The sequence below is a fragment of the Halomonas sp. I5-271120 genome (assembly GCF_030553075.1).
GTDB lineage: Bacteria > Pseudomonadota > Gammaproteobacteria > Pseudomonadales > Halomonadaceae > Onishia > Onishia taeanensis_A.
The window spans coordinates 3,658,617-3,685,540 of the sequence record NZ_CP130701.1 but is presented as its reverse complement, the minus strand read 5'-3'; the positions used below and the strand labels follow the sequence as shown (position 1 = coordinate 3,685,540).

Annotated in this window: 19 protein-coding genes and 2 pseudogenes; 15 read left to right on the top strand and 6 right to left on the bottom strand. The window is 57.9% G+C overall.

Annotated elements, in window-relative coordinates; translation table 11 throughout:
- The first annotated feature begins 40 nt into the window (after positions 1-40).
- A complete protein-coding gene (locus Q2K57_RS16595) occupies positions 41-661 on the top strand; it encodes a hypothetical protein (protein ID WP_304525738.1) in 621 nt (206 codons plus the stop codon).
- A gap of 90 nt (positions 662-751) precedes the next feature.
- The gene (locus Q2K57_RS16590; protein WP_304525737.1) at positions 752-1,066 is read left to right on the top strand and encodes a hypothetical protein; all 315 of its coding nucleotides are present in this window, start codon (positions 752-754) and stop codon (positions 1,064-1,066) included.
- Here the strand turns inward: Q2K57_RS16590 and Q2K57_RS16585 are convergent.
- The 4 genes from Q2K57_RS16585 to Q2K57_RS16570 form a co-directional block, all read right to left on the bottom strand.
- Positions 1,045-2,574: an IS66 family transposase gene (locus Q2K57_RS16585; protein ID WP_304524919.1), complete on the bottom strand. Its 1,530-nt coding sequence runs from the start codon at positions 2,572-2,574 to the stop codon at positions 1,045-1,047. The genes Q2K57_RS16590 and Q2K57_RS16585 overlap by 22 nt on opposite strands.
- Before the next feature lie 92 nt (positions 2,575-2,666).
- A complete protein-coding gene (tnpB, locus tag Q2K57_RS16580) occupies positions 2,667-3,002 on the bottom strand; it encodes an IS66 family insertion sequence element accessory protein TnpB (protein WP_304524918.1) in 336 nt (111 codons plus the stop codon).
- Entirely contained in the window at positions 2,999-3,367 is a 369-nt protein-coding gene (locus Q2K57_RS16575) for a transposase (protein ID WP_304524917.1), read from the bottom strand. Before Q2K57_RS16575 ends, tnpB begins: the two co-directional genes overlap by 4 nt.
- Positions 3,368-3,545: 178 nt before the next feature.
- Positions 3,546-3,884, bottom strand: a complete 339-nt coding sequence (locus tag Q2K57_RS16570) for a hypothetical protein (protein WP_304525736.1) — start codon at positions 3,882-3,884, stop codon at positions 3,546-3,548.
- 42 nt (positions 3,885-3,926) lie between these two features.
- On the opposite strand from Q2K57_RS16570, the gene Q2K57_RS16565 reads away from it, so the two are divergent.
- Positions 3,927-4,448, top strand: a complete 522-nt coding sequence (locus tag Q2K57_RS16565; protein ID WP_304525735.1) for a toprim domain-containing protein — start codon at positions 3,927-3,929, stop codon at positions 4,446-4,448.
- Positions 4,445-5,938 (top strand): YfjI family protein, encoded by a 1,494-nt coding sequence (locus Q2K57_RS16560; protein WP_304525734.1) that lies wholly within the window; start codon positions 4,445-4,447, stop codon positions 5,936-5,938. Before Q2K57_RS16565 ends, Q2K57_RS16560 begins: the two co-directional genes overlap by 4 nt.
- Positions 5,939-6,047: 109 nt before the next feature.
- Here Q2K57_RS16560 and Q2K57_RS16555 read toward each other — a convergent pair whose 3' ends face one another.
- Positions 6,048-7,061 (bottom strand): IS30 family transposase, encoded by a 1,014-nt coding sequence (locus Q2K57_RS16555; protein WP_304525733.1) that lies wholly within the window; start codon positions 7,059-7,061, stop codon positions 6,048-6,050.
- A gap of 159 nt (positions 7,062-7,220) precedes the next feature.
- On the opposite strand from Q2K57_RS16555, the gene Q2K57_RS16550 reads away from it, so the two are divergent.
- The 10 genes and pseudogenes from Q2K57_RS16550 to Q2K57_RS16505 form a co-directional block, all read left to right on the top strand.
- The gene (locus Q2K57_RS16550) at positions 7,221-7,706 is read left to right on the top strand and encodes a hypothetical protein (RefSeq protein ID WP_304525732.1); all 486 of its coding nucleotides are present in this window, start codon (positions 7,221-7,223) and stop codon (positions 7,704-7,706) included.
- Complete coding sequence (locus Q2K57_RS16545) at positions 7,707-8,405, top strand: class I SAM-dependent methyltransferase (protein ID WP_304525731.1); 699 nt, start codon at positions 7,707-7,709, stop codon at positions 8,403-8,405.
- Positions 8,402-9,280 (top strand): TauD/TfdA family dioxygenase, encoded by an 879-nt coding sequence (locus Q2K57_RS16540; RefSeq protein ID WP_304525730.1) that lies wholly within the window; start codon positions 8,402-8,404, stop codon positions 9,278-9,280. Before Q2K57_RS16545 ends, Q2K57_RS16540 begins: the two co-directional genes overlap by 4 nt.
- A gap of 482 nt (positions 9,281-9,762) precedes the next feature.
- The gene (locus tag Q2K57_RS16535; protein WP_304525729.1) at positions 9,763-13,521 is read left to right on the top strand and encodes a hypothetical protein; all 3,759 of its coding nucleotides are present in this window, start codon (positions 9,763-9,765) and stop codon (positions 13,519-13,521) included.
- Complete coding sequence (locus Q2K57_RS16530; RefSeq protein ID WP_304525728.1) at positions 13,518-14,273, top strand: class I SAM-dependent methyltransferase; 756 nt, start codon at positions 13,518-13,520, stop codon at positions 14,271-14,273. Before Q2K57_RS16535 ends, Q2K57_RS16530 begins: the two co-directional genes overlap by 4 nt.
- Entirely contained in the window at positions 14,270-15,124 is an 855-nt protein-coding gene (locus Q2K57_RS16525) for a CmcI family methyltransferase (protein ID WP_304525727.1), read from the top strand. Before Q2K57_RS16530 ends, Q2K57_RS16525 begins: the two co-directional genes overlap by 4 nt.
- Before the next feature lie 993 nt (positions 15,125-16,117).
- A pseudogene (locus tag Q2K57_RS16520) lies at positions 16,118-16,469 on the top strand (transposase); the annotation flags it as partial.
- A gap of 134 nt (positions 16,470-16,603) precedes the next feature.
- Positions 16,604-18,127: an IS21 family transposase gene (gene istA / locus Q2K57_RS16515; RefSeq protein ID WP_304525726.1), complete on the top strand. Its 1,524-nt coding sequence runs from the start codon at positions 16,604-16,606 to the stop codon at positions 18,125-18,127.
- Entirely contained in the window at positions 18,114-18,854 is a 741-nt protein-coding gene (gene istB / locus Q2K57_RS16510) for an IS21-like element helper ATPase IstB (RefSeq protein WP_304525725.1), read from the top strand. The genes istA and istB overlap by 14 nt, the downstream gene beginning before the upstream one ends.
- 62 nt (positions 18,855-18,916) lie before the next feature.
- Positions 18,917-19,588: pseudogene (locus Q2K57_RS16505) on the top strand (IS30 family transposase); the annotation flags it as partial.
- A 146-nt stretch (positions 19,589-19,734) separates the two neighbouring features.
- On the opposite strand, the gene Q2K57_RS16500 reads toward Q2K57_RS16505, so the two are convergent.
- The gene (locus tag Q2K57_RS16500; RefSeq protein ID WP_304525724.1) at positions 19,735-24,957 is read right to left on the bottom strand and encodes a DUF4011 domain-containing protein; all 5,223 of its coding nucleotides are present in this window, start codon (positions 24,955-24,957) and stop codon (positions 19,735-19,737) included.
- Positions 24,958-25,345: 388 nt separating this feature from the next.
- Between Q2K57_RS16500 and Q2K57_RS16495 the strand changes: the two genes are divergently transcribed.
- Positions 25,346-26,904 (top strand): IS3 family transposase gene (locus Q2K57_RS16495; protein WP_304525493.1). Its coding sequence is split into 2 segments (ribosomal slippage): positions 25,346-25,822 and positions 25,825-26,904, totalling 1,557 coding nucleotides; the frame shifts between segments, so codons are not numbered across the junction.
- Positions 26,905-26,924: the final 20 nt, after the last annotated feature.

Below are 26,924 nucleotides of genomic sequence, written 5' to 3'. Positions count from 1 at the left end.
TTGGTCAATATCTTCCATAGAAGGTTGCAAGGAGTTTGCTATGGCACTTTCACCGCAGCATGTGGCTCGGCGGTTAAGCTTCGATGATGTTTCTTACCTACTGGCCGGTCTCGATCCTGCTATGGCTGAGGGTGGGTACTACCACAGGTGTGATCTCGAAAACGTGCCGTACTGGCAGAGGGTTATGGTGGAGGCCATCATAGTTGGAGAGCTGGAGCCGGACGAAGGGGGAGCATTATTATTCACAAGTGAGCAAAAGTTGATCATCCTAAATAACGATTCAGACTGGACCATGGGCGGGTATGATCCGAAACGTCATGAGGTGTGTGCTTGGTTTCCTCGCCTGAATGTAATCCGCTGGTTGAAGTCTAGGGGAATAGCGGGTGAAGACATTCCCGAGGCGCTTCGTGCAATGCCAGTAACTAAGAAAGTCCTTGATGACGACGATCTCAACCCCAGGCGTGAGGTCACCTATCAACGCATTATCGCTGCTCTATTGGCTATACAGTACGGCATGAAGGATTTAGAGAACCCTTATCGTCTCTCAGATGCAGTGCTTGATGATTGCCAGTCGCAGAGGGTAAAAGCACCAGCAGCCCGTAATACTTTGGGCGAGTTATTCAAGCAACTCCCTTCAGTACATGAAGCCCCGTTGGACTGATGCTGGACCAATACCCTGTCCAAGTGGACCTAACTTCATTAAACCTATGTTTATCATCGAAGCGTACATCATCAACAAGGAAACGCTTCGATGCCCACCAAGACTCAAGACCCCCGCGACATCCTGGCCAATGCCCTGGCTCGCTATCGTGACGGCTTTGATCCAGCATTGATCGAATTGCCTGAGCAAGCGGTCTTCCCCGGACTTATCCCCGCCCAACCCACAACTGCTCGAAAGGCTCGTTGTACTGGCAATCTTTTGGGACGCCCTGGTCCGCGCTTCGTACGTCGTGGCCGTTCGATTCGCTACCGGCTCAAGGACGTACTCGATTGGCTCGCCGATGGTAGTAGCGTAAGCGTTCGCCAAACACCGCTTGTCAGTGATCAGACGTTGTGCTGCCAGTGATGGGGCAGAAGCTCGTGGATCTGGCTGGCCTTGTGTGTCGGTAGCCGTTCCAGCACGTCCTTCAGGTAGGCATAGGGCTCGTGGCCGTTGAGCTTGGCGCACTGGATCAAGCTCATGATGGTAGCGGCGCGCTGGCCACTGCGCAGTGACCCGGCGAATAGCCAGTTGCTGCGGCCCAGCGCCCAAGGGCGGATCAGGTTCTCGACCCGGTTGTTATCGATAGGTAGTCGGCCGTCATCCAGATAGCGCGTCAACGCCGCCCAACGCTTCAGGCTGTAGTCCAGCGCTTTCGCCGTCGCCGAACCATTCGGCACCTTTTCTCGGTGGGCCAGCATCCAGCGGTGCAGCGTGTCGGCGAGAGGTCTGGCTCGAGTGTCGCGTAACCGCTGGCGTTCTTCCTCGGTCAATGGCTGGGCCTCGCGCTCTAGTTGGTAGAGCTGGCCGATCAGCTCGATGGCCTGCTCGGCGATCTGGCTCTTGCCGGCTACATGCAGATCAACGAACTTGCGCCGCGCATGAGCCATGCAGCCGATCTCGGTGACGCCGTTGGCGAAGCTTTGCTTGTAGCCGCTGTAGTCGTCGCAGACCAGCTTGCCCCGCCACTCGCCGAGGAAGTCGCGGGCATGCTGACCACTGCGTCCCTCGCTGAAGTCGTAGACGACGGCCTTCAGGCCGGCGTAGGGCGTGGTGGCGTAAGCCCAAAGGTAGGCGCGATGTGTCTTCTTCTTGCCCGGGGCCAGCATCGGCACCGGCGTCTCGTCGGCATGCAGCACCGGCTCACTGAGCAGCAGCTTACGTAGGGCATCGATCAGCGGCTGAAGCCGCACGCCGCAGATGCCGACCCACTCGGCCAGAGTGGAGCGCGGAATCGCCACGCCGGCACGGGAGAAGATCTGCTCCTGGCGATACAGTGGGAGGTGATCGGCGTACTTGGCGATCAGCACCTGGGCCAGCAGACCGGCGGTGGGGATGCCCTTGTCGATGATCTGCGCCGGCATCGGCGCCTGGGTCAGTGTCTCGCAGTGATCACAGACCCACTTGCCACGGATATGGCGCTCGACATGGAATACGCCCGGCGTGTAGTCGAGCTTCTCGCTGACCTCCTCGCCGATCCGCCGCAGCTGACAACCACACGGGCAGTGATCATTCTCTGGGTCATGGTGAATCTCGGTGCGCGGCAGTTCGGGAGGCAAGGGGGCGCGCTTGGGCGTCTTCTTGGGCGCCGATGACGCATCGGTCGTGACCAGGTCTTCCAACTCAGTCTCGATGGCGGCGATGTCGGCATCCATCCCATCCTCCAGCAGACTGATCTGCAGAACGTTGAGCTGCTCGCTGCGCTTGCCGAAGGCGTGGCGCTTGAGCAGCGCCAGTTCATAGGTCAGCTTCTGATTGACCTGCTCGCTGTGGCGGAGCGCTTTATCCTTTTCCTCGACCTGCGTCATCAGCGTTGCCGCCAGGTGGCGGAGCTGATCGGGAGAGAGCTGAGACAGGTCGGGAGGCATGTTCATTCGCTGAGTATGCCAACCTGCCGTGGGGAGTGGGATTGGCACTTCAGCGAATAGCGAGCCGGGAGATTCTGTGCCTTATCTGGCTCGGTATGTCAGACCACCGAGATCACGCCACCGGCGCCGAGACGTTGCCAGGGTAGGCCCTGAACCAGCGCCGTGACCTGCTCTGGGCAGAGCTCGACGCGATCGCCGTGCCGGTGGCTGGCCCAGTGGAACTTGCCCTGGTTCAGACGCCGGGCGCACAGCCAGATGCCCAGGCCATCGTGAACCAGCACCTTCATACGGTTGCCGCGCCGGTTGGCGAACAGATAGGCACAGTGCGGTCGGGCGGCACCGAAGACCTTCACCACCCGGGCCAGTGCCGTATCCGGTCCGGCGCGCATATCCAACGGCTCCGTCGCCAACCAGATCTCGTCGATGCGGATCATGCGAGCAGCTCTCGGATCAGAGATCGACACGCGTCGGCCTCCGAGGCAGGCCACTCGATGACCATCGGGCCGTTGGGGTGCGGGATCGTGAGGCGAATACGGTCCGTCACCTGATTTTGGCGAGCGACCGGTAATGAGGCACTGGCCATGGGCACCGGCACAAACGCCGGTGCTTCTGGCGCGGCAGTCCGCTGGCGGGCGGCGCGGATCCACTTGTGGACCAAGTTGGCATTCAGGCTGTGCTCCAGGGCAACCCCGGCCACGGAGGCACCCGATTGCAGGCAGGCCTCAACGATTCTTGCCTTGAACGCGGTGGTGAAGCGACGACGCTTCCGAGGGGCTTCCGGCACGCTTAAGTCAGTCATGGTAGGTGTCCACTTATTAATAGGTGGGCACCTACTGTGATGGAATTCAGGTACTTTCGGCAGATGGGTTCACCGGGCGGTTACGTAGTAGCTACGCGAGCACCGCTGAGGCGGGTGTGACGGGGAGGGCGAGCTCATGACCCTCGGAATGACAACGACCGGCAAGCTGAGCCGGGCGTCATACGACAGCATCATCGAGTTTGATGCCCGACACTACACCATCGATAGCGCTCTTTTGCTGGCGCTGAGTGACCTCTATGGACGGGACGTTGTTCTGCGGGGTCGTGGGCGGTGGCAGAGGTTCGCACCGCTTGGCAAACACGACCTCGACGGATATGCCGCGACTCTCAGCCATGACGTTGCAGTGCTTGGCCGCTGGGATAATGGCGAGCGCCACCTCGTAGCGGTGGGCGATAACAAGATGAACGAGCGCCAACAATGCGAGCATCGTGATAGGGCCTGGCAAGCTGCCGAAAAGGCCCGCCGCGTGCAGCAAGCCCAGCGCCAGCAGGAGCATGCTCAAACCGCTTTGCGAGCTCATGAGCTTTGGGCAAAGGCAATGCCGACAAAGGATCATGCCTATTTGCGGCGCAAGGGCGTTGCGCCCGGCTCGAATCGCCAGCTGGGCAGCTTGATGCTGGTGCCGCTGGTCGACGGCACCCGGCTGGTGAATGTGCAGACCATTGCCACCGATGGCACCAAGCGCTTTCTGAAAGGAGGCCGCAAGCAGGGCTGCTATCACCCCATCGGAGCCTTCGACACCGACCGACCGCTGCTGATCTGTGAGGGCTGGGCGACCGGTATGACGCTGCACGCGGAGACTGGCTTGGCCGTGGCCTGCGCGATGGATGCTGGCAACCTGATGCCCGTGGCCCGCTATCTTCGCAGTCGCTATCCCGGCGCCAGCATCATCGTCGCCTGCGATAACGACCACGCCACCGTGGGCAATCCAGGTGTCACCAAGGGCAGGGCGGCCGCCGAGGCAGTGGGGGGGCGCGCGATCTGGCCGGCCCTGGATGGTATCGAGGGCGCCAGCGACTACAACGACTTGGCCCTGTTGGACCGGGAGGTAGCCGTATGAATGCGACCTTTGCAGCAATTCAGCAGGCGACCGACGACCTGCTGCCCAAACCGTTGCCTACTAGTCTGCCCCCCGTCGCGCCCTTCGACTCGAGGATGCTGCCTGAGGCAGTTCGCGACTATGTCATGGATGTGGCCGACCGCCAGCAAAGCCCGCCCGACTTCGTGGCCGTTGCCACTATTTGCGGTCTGGCGGCGTTGCTGGGACGCAAGCTACTGATTCGCCCCAAGCAGAACGATGACTGGACTGTGACGCCTAACCAATGGGGCATCATCATTGGTCGGCCTTCAGCCATGAAGTCGCCGAGCATCAAAGAGGCGCTGCGTCCGCTTGATAATATCGAGCGCCAGGCTCGCCAGCAGCAGCAACAGGAATCCAAAGCATTTGCGGCTGAGTCGAAACTTTGTGAGTTTGAAAGGAAAGAGGTTGAGTTGACTGCCAAGGGCTTGTTCAAAGAGGGCAAGCGGCAGCAGGCTTTGAAGCTCTTGGCAGGTACTGAAACCAAAAAACTGCCGACTCGGCAGCGCATTATTGTGAATGACACCACTGTCGAGAAACTGGGTGAGCTGCTAAATGAAAACGCCAATGGCTTGCTCTTGGTACGAGACGAGCTCGCTGGCTGGCTCAGCAAGTTGGCTCAAGATGACTATCAAGTTGACCGTGCTTTCTATCTGGAGTGCTTCGACGGCAACGGTCGTTACACCTATGACCGCATCGGGCGGGGCACCATCGAAATTGAGAATTGCACCTTGTCGCTGGTTGGAGGTATTCAGCCGAGCAAGCTTGCCCAGTTGGTGCGAGCTGCCATCCGAGGTACTGTCGATGATGGCTTGGTGCAACGCTTGCAATTGGCTGTATGGCCAGATGACCCAGGGAGCTGGAGGTGGCGTGACCGGGCACCAAATGCACAAGCCCGTGAGCGGTTCGACCAGGCTTTCGAAAAGCTGCATGGCTTGCCCTTCCCCGCCCAGGATAAACAGCCGCCTATCTGGCGCTTCACAGCCGCAGCACAAACCATGTTTGTGGATTGGATGGAGAGGCTGCAGGCTCAAGCTCGGCGTTGTGATATTCATCCTGCGCTGGAGTCCCACCTGCTGAAGATGCCACAAACTGTGGCAGGGTTGGCGCTGTTGTTCGAGGTGCTGGACGACCAAAGTGGCAGCGTAGGGGAGGTGGCAACCGCCCGGGCAATGGACTGGGCATACTACCTGAGCAGCCATGCTGAACGGATTTACAGCATGTCCTCCAATGGTGGTGTCGAGGGCGCTCGGTTGATTCATGAGCGACGTGACAAACTGCCTTCCTTCTTCACCAGTCGAGACGTGCAGCGCAAGGGCTGGATCGGGCTGGATTCCCCCGAGGCCGTGCGTGATGCGCTCGATACACTGGTGGACTACCAGCATCTCATGGCTTTAGAGGTTCCTTCTTCCACTCAAGGCGGTCGCCCGACCACCCGTTACACTTGGCATCCATCGCTGGTGAAAATGTAGACCTAACGACAGAAAAAGAATTGTTGTTGCTGGGGAGGGGTGTGAAATGGTCCAAGTATCATTAATACCTTGGCAGTAGTATCGGCGGTCTCAAGTTCCAAGTGCAACGCTATTGAAGGGTGCCGGGACCGGCGACCGATTTCTTGGGCACCTCGGCGTACACTTCCAGTGGCGTGCGCCAGTCCAGTGTCTTGCGCGGCCGCGTGTTTAGTGAGTCCGCGATCGCGTCGAGTTCTTCCTGGCGGTAGACAGAGAGATCCGTGCCTTTCGGCAGGTACTGCCGTAACAGCCCGTTGGTGTTCTCATTCGAGCCCCGCTGCCATGGGCTATGCGGGTCAGCGAAGTAGATGGCCGTACCGGTCTTTTGGGTGATCTCGGCATGTTTAACCATCTCCCTGCCTGGGTCGTACGTCATGGACAGACGCAGGGATCGAGGCACTTCATTGAGCTTGTCGCTGAAGCCAACCGCCGCCGCCGTGGTGCCATCCACCTTCGCCAGGATCACCAGCCGCGTGGTGCGCTCCACCAATGTACCGACCGCGGAGCGATTATTGGCGCCAATGATGAGGTCGCCCTCCCAATGGCCAGGCATCAAGCGGTCTTCGATCTCAGGCGGCCGCATGTGGATACTGACCAGATCGGGAATCTGCTGGCGTCGATCTGAGCCACGGCTGCGTGGCCGACGCTTGCCGTTGCCCTGCCGCAAACAGGCGATGAGCTCTTTTTTGAGGCTGCCACGGGGCATCACATAGAGCGCGTTGTAGATGGCCTCATGAGAAACTTGTCGATGTGAATCGTTGGGAGACATGCGTTTCAGTGTGCGGGCTATTTGCTGCGGTGACCAGTACTTGCGCAGCAGATGGACCACGACCTCGAACAACTCGCCGTCGGGATGCAGCTTGGGGCGCTGACGTGGCCGATGACGCGTTAGGCGGGCCCGGTAGCCGGCGAGACTGGCATCGTAGCCTTTGATGGAGTCAATCGTATGGCGAGCGATTTCACGCGATACGGTACTCGGGGCACGGCCCAGATGACAGGAGATAGCTCGGATCGAGTGAGTCGTTCGCATCATCATGATGGCAGCTCGGTCTTCAGCAGTGAGATGGCGGTAGCAGTAGGTCATGGCAACACCGTACCTGATGGGTTAAGTGTTGCACTTGGTCATTGAGACCGCCGACCAAGGGGTGATTTTCCGTGAGGCCTGACATGCCGTCCTTAATCCTATAAAGTTAGCCAGGTCTTAACTAATATTGTCACGCTAATGGATATATCGGAGACCTTTATGGATCAGAGTGCTGTCCGCGCCCCCCTCACGTTCGAGGAGTCACATAGACTTCTACGCATTGATGAGGTGATGCAAGCTGCCTTAGACAAGGTCGCTCAACTCGACTTCTCCATGCTTGGGCGAAAATTAATGGAGGAACGTGGCTGGACTCGCGAGTACTGCGACGAGGTTGAGAGCCTGTACCGCAAGTTCCTCGCGCTCAACATCCGCTACCCAGATAAAAAGATCTGCCCTTCGGGACCGATCGACGAATTTTGGCACGCTCACATCCTCGACACGCATGCTTACTTCGCGGACTGCGATATCTTGTTTGGCGAGTATCTTCATCACTTCCCGTATTTTGGGATGCGGGGCGCGGCGGATCGTGCAAACCTCGAGTCGACGTTCGAGGAGTCACTCAACCTGTTCGTATCGCACTTCGGGATCGATCCAACCGCTGGTGATGCCGAGGCCCGAAGCTGCGCTCCACAGCGGTGTCCCTGAGTGTCTGAGGTCATTCGTACGCACTTCTTCGATTATGCGGAAGATAAGCGTCTAGACGAGCGCAATGTTCATTTTTGGCGGGCGCTCGTCGGTCATGTGCAGGCTGATGGTTGCGTATTGCCTGGTGCGACAGTGCTCGATATCGGCTGTCATCGTGGTGGACTTCTGGAATTGGTGCATGAGCGCTTAAGGCCGTCGAAGCTTATAGGTCTAGAGCCGCTCATTAGCGCGAGACGCGCGGCTGCCCAACGTCTCGCTCGTTTCGCGACCGAGATTCAATTGGTTGGTTCCGATGGCTGGTCCGAGCTCCCCGATGCGAGTGTGGACCTCATCCTTGGTCATGAGATCCTGCAATATATCAGCGATCCTTCGTGGCTGATGGCAGAGATACGTCGGGTGCTCGCACCAGGCCGTTTTGCGTACTTAGTCCTAGGTTGCCACACGGAAAACCCATTGTGGGTCAACTGGAAGCATGAACTCGAAGAGCTGGGTCATGTTGTCTACGATCACTCACCACTCGAATTGATGGCTGCAGGTTCACACGCTGGGCTCAAACCTTCGGTTCGTCCTCTACGAGATACCGGCTGGGTATTCCACGATCCGAGTGTATCCGGATCGTTCTCGTATCCTTCGGTCGGAGCGCTGCTCAAACATCAATTCCGCCATAAGCTGCTATTTCGATTCGAGAACCGAGAATGAGCGTTCCTGAGCTGAAGCTATCTACTCCCGTGAGAGAGACCCTAATCGCCCTTGCTATTCGTGGGTCGCTTGAATTTTACGAAGCACTAGCGCTCGTCCCCATGCAGCGACGAGCGCTCGCTACTGAACTCGCCTCACCCTACTGGCGGGCTTTCGTTGCAGATCTTGCTCGAACTTGGATGATGCGCGACCACGCTGTCATTCGTGGACTTCCTGTACTTGGAGACGGTACCACGTCGCTGCTTCTCGCACTCGCATTAGATGCCGAGTTCAAGACTTACCGTGGAGAGAAGATCGTCAAGCACTTCAAGATGTCTCCGTGGACCACAGAGCTTTCTCAGAGTTTGCGCGATGGCCACTTCCATACTGATTTAAGTACGGCTGACGAGCCTCCGCATGTAACCTTGATCCACTGTCGAGCGCCTGACCCGAGCGAGGGTTACGGTGTTGTCCGTGTCGTTCGGCTCTGTGAACTCCTAGCGGAACTTCAACGGCGCGGAGCCGTCAAGGCTTTGCAGCTTCTGCTCACCGACAACGTTGAGATGGTTGATGAGCGTGCACAAGGATCTTGGTCCGGGATTATGGCGAGTGAATCGACTATTCGTTTTCACCCTGAGACTCTAAGGGCGGCCGAGCGGCGCGGGGCTCGCTTCACCGATACACTTGAATATCAGCTCGACACGATCCACAACGCTGCACTTGCGGCGTCCGAGCCAATCGAACTTGGGGTGGGTGACGCGCTATTAGTTTCTAATGTCCGCGCACTCCACTATCGTGGTGATTGTACGGTCCAATACTTGGAATTTCCTCGACGCTTCAAAGCCCGGGAGATTCATGTTCTCCATCTACGGGACGAGCCTACATGGCCCAAATAGAGCCTGAGACTATCGAAGTTGTAGGCGCCAATGCCAACAATCTTCAGGATGTTGACGTTAGCTTCCCGGTTGGGGGAGTGTCGATGGTTGTTGGTGTCTCGGGGTCAGGCAAGAGTTCCTTACTTGCAAATACGCTCGCTCGCGAGGGGAACCTGCGGCTGAGGATCTTTCTTGGGGTTGGTCAGGACCACCTCGACCTGCCGATGAGTAACGCATTCGTGGGTCGAATGCCGCCAACTCTTCACCTAGGTCAACGAGCCTTTCGAGCATCGTCGAGGACAACAGTCGGTACTGCAAGTGGACTACTCTCTCTGCTTCGGCGGATGTTCATCCGGTGGTCGGTGCCTGTCTCGAAGTGCTGCGACGAAGCAGTTCCTGCTCCCAGCGTGGAGAGCTACAAAGCATGGTTGCTGGAGCAGCACCATGGCCAAGTGAAAATCTGGGCAATCCCTCTCTCGTTCGTGACTAGCGACGGAGTCGCGATGGCCGAGCGCCTGCGAGGTCTGGGGTTTACTAGTGTTATCGTGCGAAGCGAGACCGACTCTCCTAAACGCTGGGAGAAGGGCAGTATTGTCCTGCTTGATAGATTCAAACCTCTCTCCGCGAAAACCCGTCACGTCGTCGAGACCGAAGTGGGCAGCGTTAACCTCGGCAAGCGGACAAAGGCAACTCAACAGCAGCTCGAAAAGTTGCTGTCGCTCGCCTTCGATGCAGGCGAAGGACGTGTTTTTCTCGAGCTTGAGGGGGCCGAAGTGGCCGCGATTGATTCCCGACAACACTGGGTGATACCAGCAGACCCGCTACGCTATCAACCAGCAAGCGAGCATCTCTTGTCGTTCAACGCGCCGGAGCATGAGTCCAGCGGTGCGTGCCCCGAGTGCCATGGACTTGGGCGAAGTATTACTGTGGACATAGATTCGCTGGTTGTGCGTCCCGATTTGTCCATGCATGAGGGCGCCTTCGCGTTGTGGCAAACTAACAACTATAAGTACGTCAACATTCAGCACCAGACGATTGAAGGGTTGCGTGGAGTGAGGGGCTTCAGCCCCGATCAGCCCTGGTCCAAGCTTAGCGAGGACGCACGTCGGTTGGTCATCGAAGGGGCGGGTGAAGAGCTTATCGTTGACCGCGAGCTAGGTAGTGGGCACAAGATGAGCATTCCTCGCCGTTTCGATGGGTTTCGCTCAGCGATCCTCGAGCGGGTAAGAAAGCGCGGCGTGACCGCTGAGCGGTTAGCTTTCCTGGTAGACGAAGGGCCGTGTCCCAGTTGTTGTGGCAGTCGTTGGTCCGGTGTGACTAGTGCATTACGACTCGGAGGGTTTTCAATAGATCAGCTCCTGGCGTACACCTTCGATGAGCTATCGGTCCTCTGCGCGCCCGAATCCGCCCTCGCAAAGTCACTGCCTAAGGAGGCTGGTCCTTATCTCGCCCAGCTTCATCGCCTTGCCGAGAGCTTTGTGGGCGTTGGCCTAGATCACATAAGTGGTGATCGCGGAATGTTGGACGTCAGCGAGGGAGAGTCGCGGCGATTGCGTTTGGCGGCCACCCTTGACGGTCGTCATGCTGGTCTGTGTCTGTTGCTCGACGAGCCTGCCCGCGGCTTACATGATGAAGATCTCGACCGACTTTCGGCAACTCTAGCCGGTTTACGGGGTACACATAGCCTAATACTTAACGAACATCGGCACCGATTGGCTGCAGCGGCCGACTTCTTTGTCGAGCTCGGCCCTGGTGCCGGCCCCCATGGCGGCACTGTCGTCCACGCGGGTAAGGTTCCCAATAGTTGGTGGCAACCTGATGCTAGGCTCACTCGGGAGCCCCTCGCCGTACAAGAGCGTGGGCCGAAGCTTCAAATCAAGGGTGCCCGGGCAAACAATCTCCAGGGCGTAGACGTGGAGATTCCCCTCGGGCACTTCGTATGCGTGGTTGGTGTATCCGGGTCGGGCAAGTCGAGCTTCGTTCGCGGAGCGCTGGTTCCCGCCCTTGCCGCTTCGTTCGAGACCTCGCCGGAAGTGCTGGATTTCGACGTTCGCCGCGGACGATGGACATTTCTCTCTGGTACCAAACATCTCGAGGGCCTTGTCGCTCTAGATCAGCGGGCCCCCGCAGCGAACAGGCGGAGCACTGTTGCTACGTTTTTGGGCCTGGCCGAGCCGCTGCGACAACATTATGCCAAGTTGCCTTCGGCAGCCGCTATCGGGCTACGAGCCAGTGACTTCGGTCTCAACGCCGGCGAGGGGCGATGTGATCAGTGTCTAGGTATTGGCGAGATTGATGAGGCAGGCCTTTGGGTTACCTGTCCGAGTTGCGGGGGCGCCCGGTTTGGCTCTTCGGTACTGGCAGTCCTCGACGACGGCTTTGATATCGCGCAAGTCCTTGAGCGGTCTATCTCAAGCCTCTGCTCTGAGTCATTTTCCGCGTTCGATGGCACTCTGCCACTGTTGGAGACTATCGACGAACTCGGTGTCGGTCACCTTTCACTCGGGCGTCGACTCGACACCGTAAGCGGCGGTGAGCTTCAGCGCCTAAGGATTGCACGCGAACTGAACCAACGCTCGCGTGAGCGGTTGATATTCGTGCTCGACGAGCCGGCGGCGGGCCTGCATCGCGACGACGTCGCACGCTTGCTCCGAACTTTAGATCACATTGTTAGAAAAGGGCACTCGCTCGTAGTTGTCGAGCACAACCTTGAGCTAGTCTCTGCAGCAGATTGGGTCGTCGAGTTCGGTCCGGAAAGTGGTCCGCGAGGAGGGCGGCTAATAGCCGAGGGCACCCCAAACCAGTTACGCGAGCAGGACACTCCAAGCGGTCGCATGCTCCGAGCATCGCCGAAGCCGGCTAAGTTATCGCGCCGATCAGCAAGCTACGAACCCGATGCGTCACCTAGCTCTGCTGAAGCCGCAAGTGCCCTTCGTTGGTTACGAAGGTTACTCGGGTACGACCTGCCTCCACAGGAGCAAGAACTCGCACACGAGGGGAAGCAGCTTGCGGTGGTCGTTGATGCGCAGGGCTTGGGTGATCGTCGTATGCTTGAGTATGGAGGACTTGATCGTGAACTCGCCTCGCTTATGCTCGAGTGCAAGTGCGCAATGGATCCCCGTTTTGACGTAACTTCGATGCTCGATGCTTGGGAAGGCGCACCAGACGCTCGGTTGCTCATTTATCCACTGATTCGCGAGTTATATGTATGGGGGGACAAGGTTCCAGTTAGTGCGATCCAGGAGCGTCGCGAGCAGTTGTCCAAGCAGGGCCTAGAGTGGATAGAGCAAGAAGACCTCGCCCAACTCCGCGCAGCTGGTGGTCCACTCGTTTGCGATGATGCAACCGAGCGCAACGTGCGAGCTCGCCTGATCGATAGCGCGTTGCTACTCGGCGGTGGCTATATTGAACTGAAAAGAGGGGCGAAGGTGCTGGCAACCTGTCTTAAACGGCCAGTAGATCTCGAGCGAGGTTTGGTCGGGCCGCACTCGGCTTCGGCCTTCGACTTTGATAGGCACACTTTGCGGGGACGGTGTCCGTGCTGCATGGGGCGCGGGCAGGTGCTCAGTTATGACCTTACCTTGTTGATAGGCGATGTGCGAAGGCCGGTCGAGGACAATGATTTCTTACATCCGGGCGCACTCGATGTGCTCAAAGGTGTCCATCGCAACGTCCTTTTGCCTTTCTTTAGACGCATGGTCAAAGAAGAACTTTGGCCAGCTGGCCGCCCTATTGCTCAGCTCTCCGATCATGAGTGGAAGCTGCTGCTATACGGTTTTTGGGCTCGTCCCGGCCCGGGGTCATTCCTGCGGACACCTAAGAGCAATCCCAAGGAAGTAGCGAGCTGGCTACGCTGGGATGGCTTGTTCGCGTATATGCGTGATAATGCCTCGCGCGGCTCGCAGCAATGGCGCGAAGCGGTGCTGGCTTCTGAGGAGATGATCTCTTGCCCTTTGTGTGCCGGTCTGGGGTTGCGCCGGCACGTGTTGTTGTTCGAGTTCGCTGGCCGCAGCTACGCTGATTGGCTAACAACGGGCACTGTCGCCGAACTCTGCTATGCACTTAAGAAGCTAGTACCCCCCAATGCCCGCAGCGAGCGACGGCAAGCTCGCCTCATCAAGGTCCTCACCCTGCTCAACACTGAAAAGCTCGGTTCTACGAAACTGTGCCACCTCGGCGCGGGTGGCTCTTGGTTGATCCTCGCCCCCGCAGTCGCGAGAGCCTTTACCAATATGCCAGTGCTCACAGAAGGAGACGTATGAGCGACGACCTTAACTACAAGCTCTATGGCGAGTTCGGTGATCGCTACGATCTGCACACGCCGCCTCACCATTACGTCCATGATCACGCCTTTGTGATCAAGCAAGCATGTGGAGTCGGTGGTGAAGGTCGGCTCCTCGACCTCGGCTGTGGCACCGGTGTACTACTCGAGAAGGCCCTAGCGGCCGGACTCGACCCGCTCGGCATTGACTCAGCACCCAAGATGATTGAGTGTGCGCGTGCACGTGTCGGCCGAAACCGAGTGCAGCTTCTGCCGATGCAGGAGCTCGAGCATGAGCAAGTGTTCGATTGTCTCGTGTCGTTGTCGTGGTCGCTCAACTATTGCCGAGACCTCGACGAGCTACGTGACGTGTTTCGACGATGCTATCGGATGTTGCGCCCTGGTGGTGGCCTGGTCTTGCAGGTTGCCCACGCACCAAGTGCGGCCACTGAGATGCCGTCGTTCAACGTTGACTTAGAGAGCGGCCCTGGTGGTCCCGAAGACATCGTGCTGCACTACCGTTTCTGGTCTGACGGGCCTCAGAAGCTGCTCGCCGAGTACGAGTTTGAGTGTGTCTCCACAGCGGAGCATTTCAAGGAGCGTCACGAACTCCGTGTAGCCGACGTGAGGCTCTTAACCTCGATCCTGGCCGAAATCGGCTTTGTAAACATTGAGATGTTAGACAGTTGGCGCGGTGAAGCTTTTTTGCACTCTATTAGCCCCTTTGTTCTTGCTCGGCGGAGTCTGCGGTGATCGGGCAGCCGCTTCGATTGAGCCGCTTTGCTGTGTTTGTGGACTATGGCGACTTCATTGAAGTCCAGCACGCTGTCCGCAGAGAGCGGCATTGTGTCGATCGTGCAACTTACGAGTATCTGCGTGAGTTCTTGGGATTTAGTTCCGCCCCGCCCGGCTTCGCGCAGTGGGTTGAGCTGGGCGTGCTCGTCGAGCCCTTCACCGACACGCTCGCAGGTCATGGTCCAGCATCAGGCTCGGAAGCAGCGCTGGCTGCCGATTATCAGCGCTGGTATTGGCGGCATGAGATCGAGACCGAGCGAGACTACTGTTGGCTGGGTGAGGTTGTGGTCAAGATGCCGAGCGACCTGTTCTATCTGCAGGAGCTGCTCATGGGCGCTGCAGGCCGGCGAGTGCTCGAACTCGGTAGAGGGCGTGGAGGCGGAGTCTGGTTTCTGTCTAGCGTGCTGCACCTGCTGGGGGGGGGGCTTGTGGTTTCGGTTGATACCGATCCCCAAGAGCCGGCGATCGATGGGTCATGCTGGTCTGCGGTCGGGCAGCATATGCTGATTGGTGACGCTCTGAGTCAAGAGACCCTGACCTCTGTGTGCGAAATTACGCGGACTTTTGACGTGATCGTGATCGACCTAGGCGGCGATCTTCGCCGGAACCTAGCCGCGTTGGGGGCCTGGGTTGAGTTTGTGTCTAAGGGGGGCACAGTGGTGATCGAAGATTTGTGGGGTCATGATGACGAGGAAGCACTCCAAGCTATCGATGAGTTCTTGCTCGAACATCGGAATTTTGGATTATGTGAGTACGCCGTCAGGCATCCGCTGCTAAAGGGGATTGGGTTGCGACGAAGCCTGAAATAATCCTCGAAATTCGGAGGCCTGGCCCGTTCTCAGCCTGCATCACAATCTACGTCGGCCTTTCCAGTTGGTAGATCGCCCGAAGCACCGCCCAAGCCGTGGCAAGGCTGGCGACGGCGCTCAGCCGGCCTTGTTGCCGATCTTGCCATTATTGCACTGAGCTGGGTGCGCACCGAAGGGGGCGTCGACCACTATGTCAATCGTGCCATTGGCTTCGCAGAGCAAACCTCAGTAGAGACTTATTTGATGAAGAAATCCATCGCAACGGCGATCCGAAACCCGCCAGCTCTTACCGGAGGAGTAGGTCGACTGCGTGCCTGGATCCCGAATCTAGATACGTTCTCTCTGCATGCTAATCACTGGCTAGCAGGCTGCTGGCTCGATCAGTATGATACTTGGCCCCCTTCGCCCCGACCGACCTTGCAGGGGGCGAATTGGTAGCGCTGCCCGAATCTTGGCGAGCTTCCGAGACAGCATCTCGCGGCCTTCCGCAAGTCCATGTGCCGGCGCGAGGGACTTGATTTGGCGGTCTGTGGCCATCCACCCTAAGTCAATCGCCAATTGATGGTCACGCTGGCGTCGTCGCGGCATTCCGGAAAACGACTGCTTGGCTCGGATCAATGCCCTTGATCAACGCGTTTCGACATAGTGATTGCCGCTAGATCGTGGCGGTTGGGATAATCAGCTAGGGATAAGATATTCCTCGCCTTTAAGTGTGCTGCTACTTCAGCCAATTCGGACCGAGCTGTACTAACGCCAAGTACTAGGCCGGGTCATGAGGCGCAGAGGAGAAGCTTATGATCAAGCTTGGCATTTTTCATGCTGGCGGAACCCACCCTTTAGCGGCTTCGCCGAGCGTATCGCAAAGGGGCTACCGGATGACTTGGCGGTGCTGAGCCAAGTTAGGCCACCTGCATCACAATATTGCCCGATATTAAAGGCTTGGCCGCAGAATCTGAGTGCAACACCTGATCTTTTAGGTAAGGTGTTGTATCCATGTCATATTCTGAACTCAGCATCGAAGAGCGCGCCACGATCCACGTCAGCCTTGCTCAAGGTATGAGCATGCGACAGATCGCTCGAATGATGGAACGCTCCCCCTCGATCCACGATCAGTCGCGAAATAAAACGCAATCAAGAACCTGGTGGACGTTACGTTGTTCATCATGCCCAACGTCTCCGAAAGGCACGGCGAGTCGGGTGTCGTCCGAAGCAAAAGCTGGCGCCTGGTAGCGAACGGTTTGAGCTGATTCTTGACATGCTGCGGCAGCGCTTGTCACCTGAGCAGATCGCCGGCAAGCTCAAGAAGATGACGATACCAAGCCTCAGAGACGCCTACGTCTGCCGTGTGTTAATGGCCAAGTAAATTGACCCAGTACCGGCCAACGCTTTTGACCCACCCCCGAGGTGGCAGCGCTGCCACCATCCACCTACCGTGTCGGCTCAGCCAAGGGTCGGGACGGAGATGTGAAGGACTGGGGAATGATTCACAAGATCAAAGCGTTACACGATGACGGACAGGGCCTCTCCATCCGTGCCATCGGCCAGGAGCTGGGTATCTCTCGTAACACCGTCCGTAAGTACCTGCGCCAGGAGGTGGCCACCATCGAGGCGGCGCAGTCCAACCGGGAACGCGAGAAGAAGCTCGATGCCCACCGCGACTATATCGCCTACCTGCTGCGCACCTTCCCTCGGCTGAGCAGCGTCAAGGTCGCCCGCAAGCTGCGCGAGAAGGTCGGCGAGCTGGCAGTCTCGGAACGCACCCTGCGTCGCTACGTCCAGCAGGTGAAGAGCACCGTGGCCAGCCGGCAGCGTCGCTACTACGAGCCGGTGCTCGATATGGTGCCCGGCGTGCAGTGCCAGGTGGATCCGGGCGAACTGCGCGAGGTGATGATCGGCGGCGAGCCGAGCCCCCTGTACTTCGTGGTGTTCGTGCTCTCCTACTCGCGCCTGACCTATGTCGGCGTCAGTCTGTCGCCGCTCGATACCGTCACCTTCATCCGCCTGCACGACGAGGCGTTCCGCTACTTCGGTGGCCTGCCGGAGGAGTGCGTCTACGACCAGACCAAGATGGTGGTGATCAGCGAGCAGTTCCGCGAGTTGGAGGTGAACCAGCGCTTCCACGAGTACGCCACCGCCGCCGGCTTCCGGATCCACGCCTGCTGCGGCTATGACCCGGAGAGCAAGGGCAAGGTCGAGGCCGGGGTGAAGTACGCCAAGCAGGATGCTTTCTATGGCGAGACGTTCCGCGACGAGGCCGACCTGCGCGCTCATGTGCAGCAGTGGCTCGACGACGTCGCCAACGTGCGCATTCACGGCACCACCGGTCAGCAGCCGAGGGCCCACTTCGACGCCGAGGAGCGGGGCCACTTGCGCCCCTACCTGACGCCAGTCTGCGTGGGCCGCGAGGCTGACGGCCTGGCCCCGCGCCGGGTCGACAAGACCGGGCTGATCGCCTGGCAGGCCAACAAGTACTCGGTGCCGATGGCCTACCAGCAGGGCCGCGTCGGGGTGCGGGAAGAAGATGATCGCCTGTCGATCCATGACCTGGAGAGCGGCGACGAGATCGCCACCCATGCCCTGCACCTGGGCAAGGGCCGCACGCTGCGCAACGAGGCCCACTACCGCGATCACCGCCAGCAAGAGGCCGACCTGGAACAGGCCATCGCCCGGTGCCTCGGCGAGCCCTTGGGAGGCCAGCTGTGTGCGCGCCTGCGCGAGAGCATGCCGCGTCACTACAAGGACCAGCTGCGCGCCGCCAGAAAGCTGCTGGAGGGCGAGGACGCGCTGGATCGGGCGCTGATCGGCGACTGGGTCACCCGTGAGCGCCTCACCGCCGGCCGTCTCAAGGAGCGCCTGGCGGCGGCCCGGCTGGCCAAGGCGCGCGGGCGAGATGGCGATGATGACGCCCCGTCCGGCGCCTTCACGCCGCCCCCGGACCTGAGCCAGTACGCCCGACTTGGCCGCTCCAGCGGCCAGCAGGAGGTGACCCATGGGGCAGCTTGAGCTGACCGCCGGGCGCTATCGCAGCCTGCGCCTCGGTGCCATCGCCGGGGGCCTCACCGACCTGCTGGCCCAGGCCGAGGCCAACGAGGTCTCCTACCTGGCCTTCGCCGACATGCTGGTCGAGCACGAGCGCCAGACCCGCGAGGCCAAGCGCGTCGACCTCTACCGGCGACAGGCCGGGTTTCCCAGCGACAAGAGGCTGGAGGGCTTCGACTACCGGCACCAGACCACCATCACCAAGCGCCAGGTCAACGCCCTGCTCGACTTCGCCTTCCTCGACAACCGCGAGAACCTGGTGTTCATCGGCCCGCCGGGGGTCGGGAAAACACACCTGGCGATCGGCATCGGCCAGAAGGCCATCGAGGCAGGCTACCGGGTGCTGTTCCGCAACGCCCTGGACCTGGTCGAGGAGCTGGAACTCGCCGAGATGAAGGGGGAGCTGAAGAAGACGCTGCACAAGCTCGCCAAGGTCGACGCCCTGGTGATCGATGAGCTGGGGTATTTACCGATGAGCCGGCAGGCGCGCTACGCCCTGTTCCAGCTGATCAACCGGTTCTATGAGCACCGCTCGCTGATCATCACCACCAACAAGGACTTCACCAGCTGGGGGGAGTTCTTCCACGACGACAACGTGGCGGTGCCGATCGTTGACCGGATCATCCACCACTCGCACCTCTACCTGCTCGGCGGGGAGAGCTACCGGTTGAAGCAGAAGACGCTCAGCTGACGATCACGGGTGGGTCAATTTTGTTGGCCACTGGTGGGTCAGTTCTGATGGCCATTGACAGCCGTGAAACGATCTACAACGCCATCTATGCCCTGCCTGTCGGTGAGCTGCGAAAAGAACTGATTCATTGCCTACGGCAGGGAAAATCGACCCGTAAGCCTCGAAAAGGGCACGTCGACAGGCGCAATCAGATCCCCGATATGGTCAGCATCCACCTGCGTCCCCCTGAAGTTGAGAAACGTGAGGTGCCCGGCCACTGGGAAGGTGACCTGATCAAGGGCAAAGGCAATGCCTCTGCCGTCGGCACTCTTGTGGAACTCAAAAGCGGCTATCTGGTCTTGGCAAAGATGAATGACGCTACCGCGACTTCAGCCGTGGAGGGGTTCAGTTCTGCTCTCAACCGGATGCCTCTGGCAGCACGCAAAAGCATGACCTACGACCAGGGTAGAGAAATGGCTAAGCATGCGAAGATCACACAGGAAACAGGGGTGGCCATCTACTTTTGTGACCCACATAGCCCGTGGCAGCGGGGTGCCAACGAAAATATCAATTGCTTAATCCGCCAGTACCTGCCCAAAGGGACGGATTTATCCGTGCATAGTCAGGAAGAGCTGGATGCCATTGCCTTTGAGCTGAATATGCGCCCACGTAAGCGTTTTGATTTCAAATGCCCGATAGAGGTGATGGGTGAACTGATGGCGAAATATCAAGAAGGTCCATCATCTATCCAATGACGCTGTTGCACTCAGAGCCTGCATCAGCCATCCGGTGCGACGGTCTTTCCCTTTGTAGGAAGGCGGTGGGAGTCTTGCTGGCTGGTTATTATCGAATGGGGTAACTATTAATGAGAAGGCGGGAAGGTCCCGCCTTCTCATATCTTTCAATTAAATAATGGTCGCTGTGCTTCAGCCTCATTTGATTGGGAAAGGTGGATGGTATTATGACTATCATCTTCTTCATCTAATGGAATGCTTTCGCTCTTTGGCATCTGCCTCACCGCCTCTGAGAGACGATTCTCGATGGACACCTTGAGCTTCTCCTTTTCGCCGAGGGCGTCGGTGAACCAGTCGGTCGACCAGATGCGGTGAAGATGCCAGCCCTTGCTCTCCAGAATTTCCTGGCGCAGTCTGTCCCGATCACGGGCAGAACGTGAGGAGTGGTAGGTAGCACCGTCGCACTCCACCCCTAGCAAGTAGCCGTAGGGGTAATCAGGGTGACGCACGCCAATGTCGATAAAGAAACCTTGCACCCCGACCTGGGGCACGGCCTCGAAGCCCATTCCCTCGATCACCTTTATCACGTGGCGCTCGAATTCTGAATCAGGCTCGGCTCCCGTAGAGAATCCGCTATCCAGCTGCCCGGTGGCGGAATATTCCAACCATTGCTTGAGCATGTGCGCTCCTGGGCTCTTATCTGGCTCAGCTCGGATGTCGCTAGGTTTCATTGACGTGAAGGTGACAATCTTTTCCTTTGCGCGAGAAAAAAGAACGTTGAGTCGGCGCTTGCCAGCCCTCCCACTCAGCGGTCCAAAGCGGTTATGTACCTTACCTGAGCCAGGATCCGGACCGAACACTGTGCCGATAAAGATCACGTCACGCTCATCGCCCTGGACATTTTCGAGGTTTTTGATAAAGAAGCCTTCCAGGCCATGTCGTGCTTCCTCCCAATGCTTCTCATAACTCTGGGCGACAGCCGAAGTTTGCGCCATTGCCTGAAATTCGTCCTCGAGTAAGGTCTGCTGGGCCTTGTTGAGAGTTACGACACCGAGTGAGCGATCAGGGTGCTCGCTCATATGCTGAAGGATATGGTTGACCATGACCTTAGCTTCTTCACGATTATAGCTTTTGTGATAGGTGCCATTTTCAATGGGTACTAGCTTGACGCCTAAACGTGGGTCATTAGCATTCGCTGTTGGGAAAACTACCAGGTCATCTTTGTACATATGCCGGTTGCAGAAGGCTATCAGGCTCTCGTGGCGGGAGCGATAATGCCAACGTAATTGTCGGCGACAATTTAGCGTTAGGTTGGCAAGGTCGAGGATCGACTCTTCTTGTACGGTATCTTCATCGTCGTCGTCATCCCCCTGGCCAAGGTTGCGGAAGAAGCTCGAGGGGGGGAGCTGCTTGGTGTCCCCGGCTGTCATGGATTGCTTGGCACGTAGCATCGCCCCTAAGGCGTTTTCGGGTCGCATCTGTGAGCCTTCGTCGATGATCACCAAGTCGAAGAGGCTTTCTACTTTTGGAAGATACTTCGCTACCGTCAGAGGAGACATCATCCAGCATGGTTTAAGTTCGCGTAACGCTGTGCCAGCGCGGGCAGTCAGGTCGCGTACGGGAAGGAAGCGTTTCTGTTTTTTGGCCTCGTTCTGCAAGAGTGCCAAATCCGTCATTTCTGAAACCTTGGCCCGCTTGCCGAAACTACCATTGCCCTGCGGTGGATGGGCGTTGGTTACTAGCAGATGGCGCAAGCGCTCTCGGTTGAGGCGAATAATTTCTCGATCAAGATCAGCAAGCCGGGTTCGTAGATCATTCAGCCTCTGTCCTCGGTAATGAGACAGGTGATGCCCGTGGGTGTCGTAGATGGCCTTCGCAAGGGTCATCGCAACTACTGCCTTTACGGTATCAATAAATACCTCGGCGGCGATCTCCTGGTGGTCCAGCGCGAGCACCAGCGGTGTGACATGCCACATTTCAAGTTGAGCTCTCTGGGTATTACGCTGGGCAAAGTGATCCAGCCCTTCGGCATCCTGGGCCATGCGGCGTAAGGCGTCGACGGCGCTGTCATCATAAGGGTTGCATCTCCACTGCTCGGCAGGAACTCGGGTTGTGTCAACCAGAACTGCCACACGCTCTAAATGAGCTGTATGCCGGGCCAAATAGATATCTAAGGCCTCACAGAGTGCTGCGGGTGTTTGCCTCCATAACGATAGCAGGGGGTTGTGCAAGGCATCGGGGTACCCAATGATCCATTGAACTAAGGCTACCTCCTGACTGGCGATCTCTAAGGGGGTGGCGGGACCTTCAAAATGCCCACCTAACAGCGATGCCGCCTCATGTTGGGTAGCCTTGTCTCGTGCCTCCTGCCAAGTAATTAGACTTTCCCGAGTATCGGCAATTGCTTGCCGGGAGATCGCTGATTTGGTTGATAACAACGATATGCGCGTATTGCGAAGCTCAACGACCTGTTTATCGACCTCTTCCCGAGTTTGCTTAGCTTTTTGGCGCAACTGTTCGAGATCTTGATAGGTGCCCGACAAAACGTCATTTGGAAGCGAAGATGTATCGAGCTGTTCTGCCAAGGCTCTCATGCCAATCAGAACCTCGGGATGCTCGTCGAGCAACACTACACTGACCACTGATTGCCCTTCCTCCCGGGCTAGCGTACGAGCACGCTGCTGATAGGCAATGCGCTTACGGATGGTAGCTACATCAGTCTGTATGCCTCTAAACCAGCTAAACTGGTTATATTGTTTATCCTCTACAAATGCCTCGACGCGCTTGAGGTGGTCGATAAGAGGCGGCAAGTCCACCAGCATCTGATCATCGCTATAACTGTTAGGGTCACGAAGCAATCCCTTCAGTGCTTTGCGAGCCTGGCGCAGGGCACCAGAAAGGAAGGATAGGGCGCCTTTAGTGCGGAGTTGAGTGAGATGATTGGTCAATGCCTTTAGATCGGTGGCTAGGCTCAAGTCGAATGTGTCGCTCAGGACTTCCCGTTCGGTCTCGATGATAGACAGCTGTGCTTCAATTGCCGGCAGGGCATGGATCTCGGTCTCGGAGATTGACTGCTGGCCGCGCTGCTCCAAAATATACGAGGGTGTTTCACGTAAAATGGAGAGCATGGCCGATAACAGGCGCAGGGGCAGATGTGCGAGTTGAGGCTGGAAACGAACCAGACGGTCAAACCCTTCGCTCATGGCATCGAACTGACTTTCCCTCTGGCGATGCTTTTCCACCTGATCGTCCAGCTGACAATCGTCGAGATAGATCTGCCCTAAGCTATCCAGTCCTGTGAGCAGATTGTCGAGCTGAGAGACGGCCTCAGGGCTGTGAGGGTCGGCCAACAGTTCAAGCCGGGGGAGTAGGGCTTCGATGTCGGCGAGGATCTGACGAAAGTTGGCTATTGTCTCTCGGGCTGAGTCAGGCAGTAGGCGCTCGACAAGGTCGATGTCGGTTTGTTGGAGCAGTGGCCCTTTTTCCCTGAGATCATCTCGAAGCCGACTCGTGGTGGGTATATCCAAGACAGGTAAGCTTAATGAGGCCAAGCCTTCGCGGGCCTCAAGGACTGCTTCCAACGACTGGCGTGCCTCATCTGCCATATCCAGTAGGTTGTCCCGCCGGAAACGATCGAGTGGACCACAATTGACGAAGCTCCACTCGCTATCTCGAGTGCCCATGCGAGTGACCATATCTGCATAGTCTTGGCAATCTCGATAAAGCTGGTCGATCTGATGGCCGCTTAAGTTGGCCACGTGTGGTAGCGTCAAGCGCCTAAGTTCCGGAGAAAGGTCTTCCAAGGTGGCCTGGGCTACAATCGCCTGGCCGAGGATATGATGATAGGTAAAGCCAGTATCGCGGAACACCATGCCAATCAAGCGAATATAGTCAGCCAGGGCGTTACGAACCTGAGTGAATTCTTGAATTTTCTCGTCGAGTCCATGGGGATCTCGAGCTTGCGATGGGCGCAAGTCGAGTCGCTGAACCACAGAGTCACGGACTTGCTGGCGAGTGTTCTGACTGGCCTGAAGGTTCATCAGGAATTCGCCAAGTCCCATAGCCTCTAGGCGTGACCGCACCACATCGAGAGCAGCCAGCTTTTCCGCCACGAACAGGACCTTCTTGCCAGCCGCCAGCGCTGCAGCGATCGTGTTGACGATGGTTTGCGACTTACCTGTCCCTGGAGGTCCTTCCAAAGCGACATCCTCGCCACGCATGACATCGACCATGGCGCTGAACTGACTTGAGTCGGCATCAGAAATTAGCAAGGGCACTTGGGACTCGACTTCAGGATCGTCCACCTCGTGCTCATCGGCGAATTGGCCCATTTCACCGCTCAGTTCTCGGCCACCGAGGAAGCGGCTGATCAGGGCGCCATCAGGTAAAGGCCAATCATCAGGATTGAGATCCTCATACATGGCGAGACTCACCGCCTGCCAAACACCAATGGCCACGAAGCGACGGATACGCCACACGCGAAATGACTTGGGTTTGAGAGCTTCTATCTCAGCCAGATGGTGCTCGATATTTGGTGCCTCGGCATCTGGCTGAGGAAGTTCGATGCCGTAGTCATTAAGCATCTTGTGCTTGAGTACGGCGTTACTGATCAGCGAGTCGCTGGCCTCGACCCAGAATTCCAAGCCTTTGGAGGTTTTTTTCTGCGACAGGCTGATCGGCAAAAGAAGTATCGGAGATAGGGCAATTCGGTCGCTGGCGTTGTCCTGCCATTCCAGGAACCCCATCGCACATTGCAGCACCTGCACCCCCGTCTCCTGCTCATAAGCCCGCCCCCGGCTGCGGATGGAAGTGCAGCGTCGTTCCAGACGCTCGGACAGCATCAAGGTTTGGATGCGTTCATCCTCGTGCCGTCCATCTTCATGGCTGTCTTCGGGGTGCGGCATGTCATAGTCGGGATTGATGCCATGAATACGGGCATGCTCATCGAGCTTGACGGTTCGATGGTCGGTATGACGCCGTGGCATATGGAGATGGGCACGTACTCGATCTTTGAGATCGCGATACGCTTCCTGAATGCGGACTTCCTTGTCTGTCTCCGCTAGCTCCATGCCTTCTATCTTAGCTAGCGTCTCCTGATAGTCGCTGTCAGTATTCTCAAACTCTGCCAAGCCCTGGCGAAAGTCATCTGTTTGCTCGTCTAAGGGCTCTTCTTCCAGTGCTGGCAGGGGATCAAGCAGCATCTTTGCGCCGCTTGAGAGTTTCTCGTGTAAGACCGCAGGCAGCTCATCGACGACACGGATGTGACTTTGGGTCTTTTCCCGAAACTGTGTGTTGAGCAGGCTATTGCGCAGCGTGGTGTCTAGGATTTTGGGGCGCAGTTCCTCCATCCGTGTCATGGTGCGTTCAATGGTGTCATCCCTGCTGGTCATGATTGCCTCGTGATTTTTTTGGTATGGCTTAGTACCACAGCATAGTATGGTTAATGTCTATCGTAGCTATATGAAATCCTAGTGTTAAGTCCTTGAAGTTATTAATTTTTATAGGGTTGTCTGTTCTTTTGCTTCGATTTCGATTAACGAGGCGAAGCTTTATAAATATTATTTTTATCTAATGTCTAGTTATTTTGTCTGTTGCAGAGGGGGTGTCAATGACCACGTGGATGCAATTTTTTGGTTTCCATTTGTTTCGCCAGTAACTTTTCAGATCCTATCGGGGCTCTTCATCATCGTCTGCGGCCACAATGAAATCCGCATCGGCGTTTCCATCACCCTATACGTCAACGTAGTTGTCACCTAAACGGATTGAGAGGTGATCAACATGCGTTACCCCGCAGAACGTAAGGAAGCCATCCTCAAGAAGATGGCGCCGCCCATGAGCATGACCGTCCCGGAACTGGCCGAGCAGGAAGGCATCACCGCGACAACCCTCTACAATTGGCGAAAACAGGCCAGAACAAGAGGACAGGTTTTGCCATCACGTTCGACCCAGCCCGACCAGTGGACCAGCCAAGAGAAGTTCCAGATCGTCCTGGAAACGGCCCCGATGAACGAGGCCGAACTCAGCGCCTATTGCCGTGAGCGCGGGCTCTACCCCGAGCAGGTGGAGGCCTGGCGGGATGCCTGCATGAACGCCAATGGCGATGCCCCAGCGCAGGCCAAGCAACAGCGCCAGGCCCGCAAGGAGGAGCAGAAGCGGCTCCGCAAGCTGGAGCGAGAACTGCGCCGCAAGGACAAGGCACTGGCCGAGACGGCGGCGCTGCTGGCCTTGTCAAAAAAGGCAGAGGCGATCTGGGGCACGACCAACGACGAGGACGACTGACCAGCCTCCCGGATCGCCAGCGCATCGTGACCCTGGTGCAAGATGCCCAGCGTGACGGTGCTCGGCTGGCCAAGGCCTGTCAGGTGATGGGCATCAACGTAAGGACCTACTACCGCTGGGTCGCTGAGGGCGAGGTGACGGCTGATCGCCGTCCCGATGCCGACCGTCCGGAGCCGGCCAACAAGCTGTCTCCCGAGGAGCGAGAGGCAATCGTGGCGCTGTGCAATGCCCCCGAGTATCGGAGCCGCCCTCCGGCCTTCATCGTGGCCGATCAAGCGGATAAGGGCTGCTACCTGGCCTCTGAGTCGACGATGTACCGAGTGCTTCATGAAGTTGGCCAGCAACATCACCGGGGCCACCAGCAGGCCCCACAGCGCAAGCGCCCTCCGACCACGCATCAAGCCACGGCGCCGAACCGCCTTTGGTGCTGGGACATTTCGTGGCTTCCCGGCCCCGCGCGTGGCACCTGGTGGTACCTGTACCTGATCATGGATGTCTTCAGCCGCAAGATCGTTGGGCACGAAGTCTACGAGACGGAGACCGGTGAGCTGGCCGCTGAGCTGATCCAGAAGGCCTGCTGGCGAGAGCACCTCACCGATCTTCACAAGCCCTTGATTCTGCACTCAGATAACGGCAGTCCGATGAAGGCGGCAACATTCCTGGAGAAGCTCTACGACTTGGGCATCACCCCGTCGTACAACCGGCCGAGGGTCAGCAATGACAACGCCTTCGCCGAGTCGGCCTTCAAGACGCTGAAGTACCGGCCGGGCTTCCCCGCCGACGGTTTCGCCACCCTAGCCGAGGCCCAGGACTGGGTTCAGCAATTTACCGAGTGGTACAACCACGAGCACCGTCACAGCGCCCTTCGCTACGTCACGCCGAGCCAGCGCCATAACGGCGAGGCCAAAGGCATCTTGGCGCAGCGCCGAGAGGTCTTCGAGGCGGCGAAGCAACGTCACCCGAAGCGCTGGTCGGGTGACATCCGGAAACTCAGCCTGCCAGAGGTAGTGCACCTGAACCCCGAGAGGGACCCGGTGCCACAGGCAGCAGGGTTTTAAAGAGCCGAAGTCATTTCATG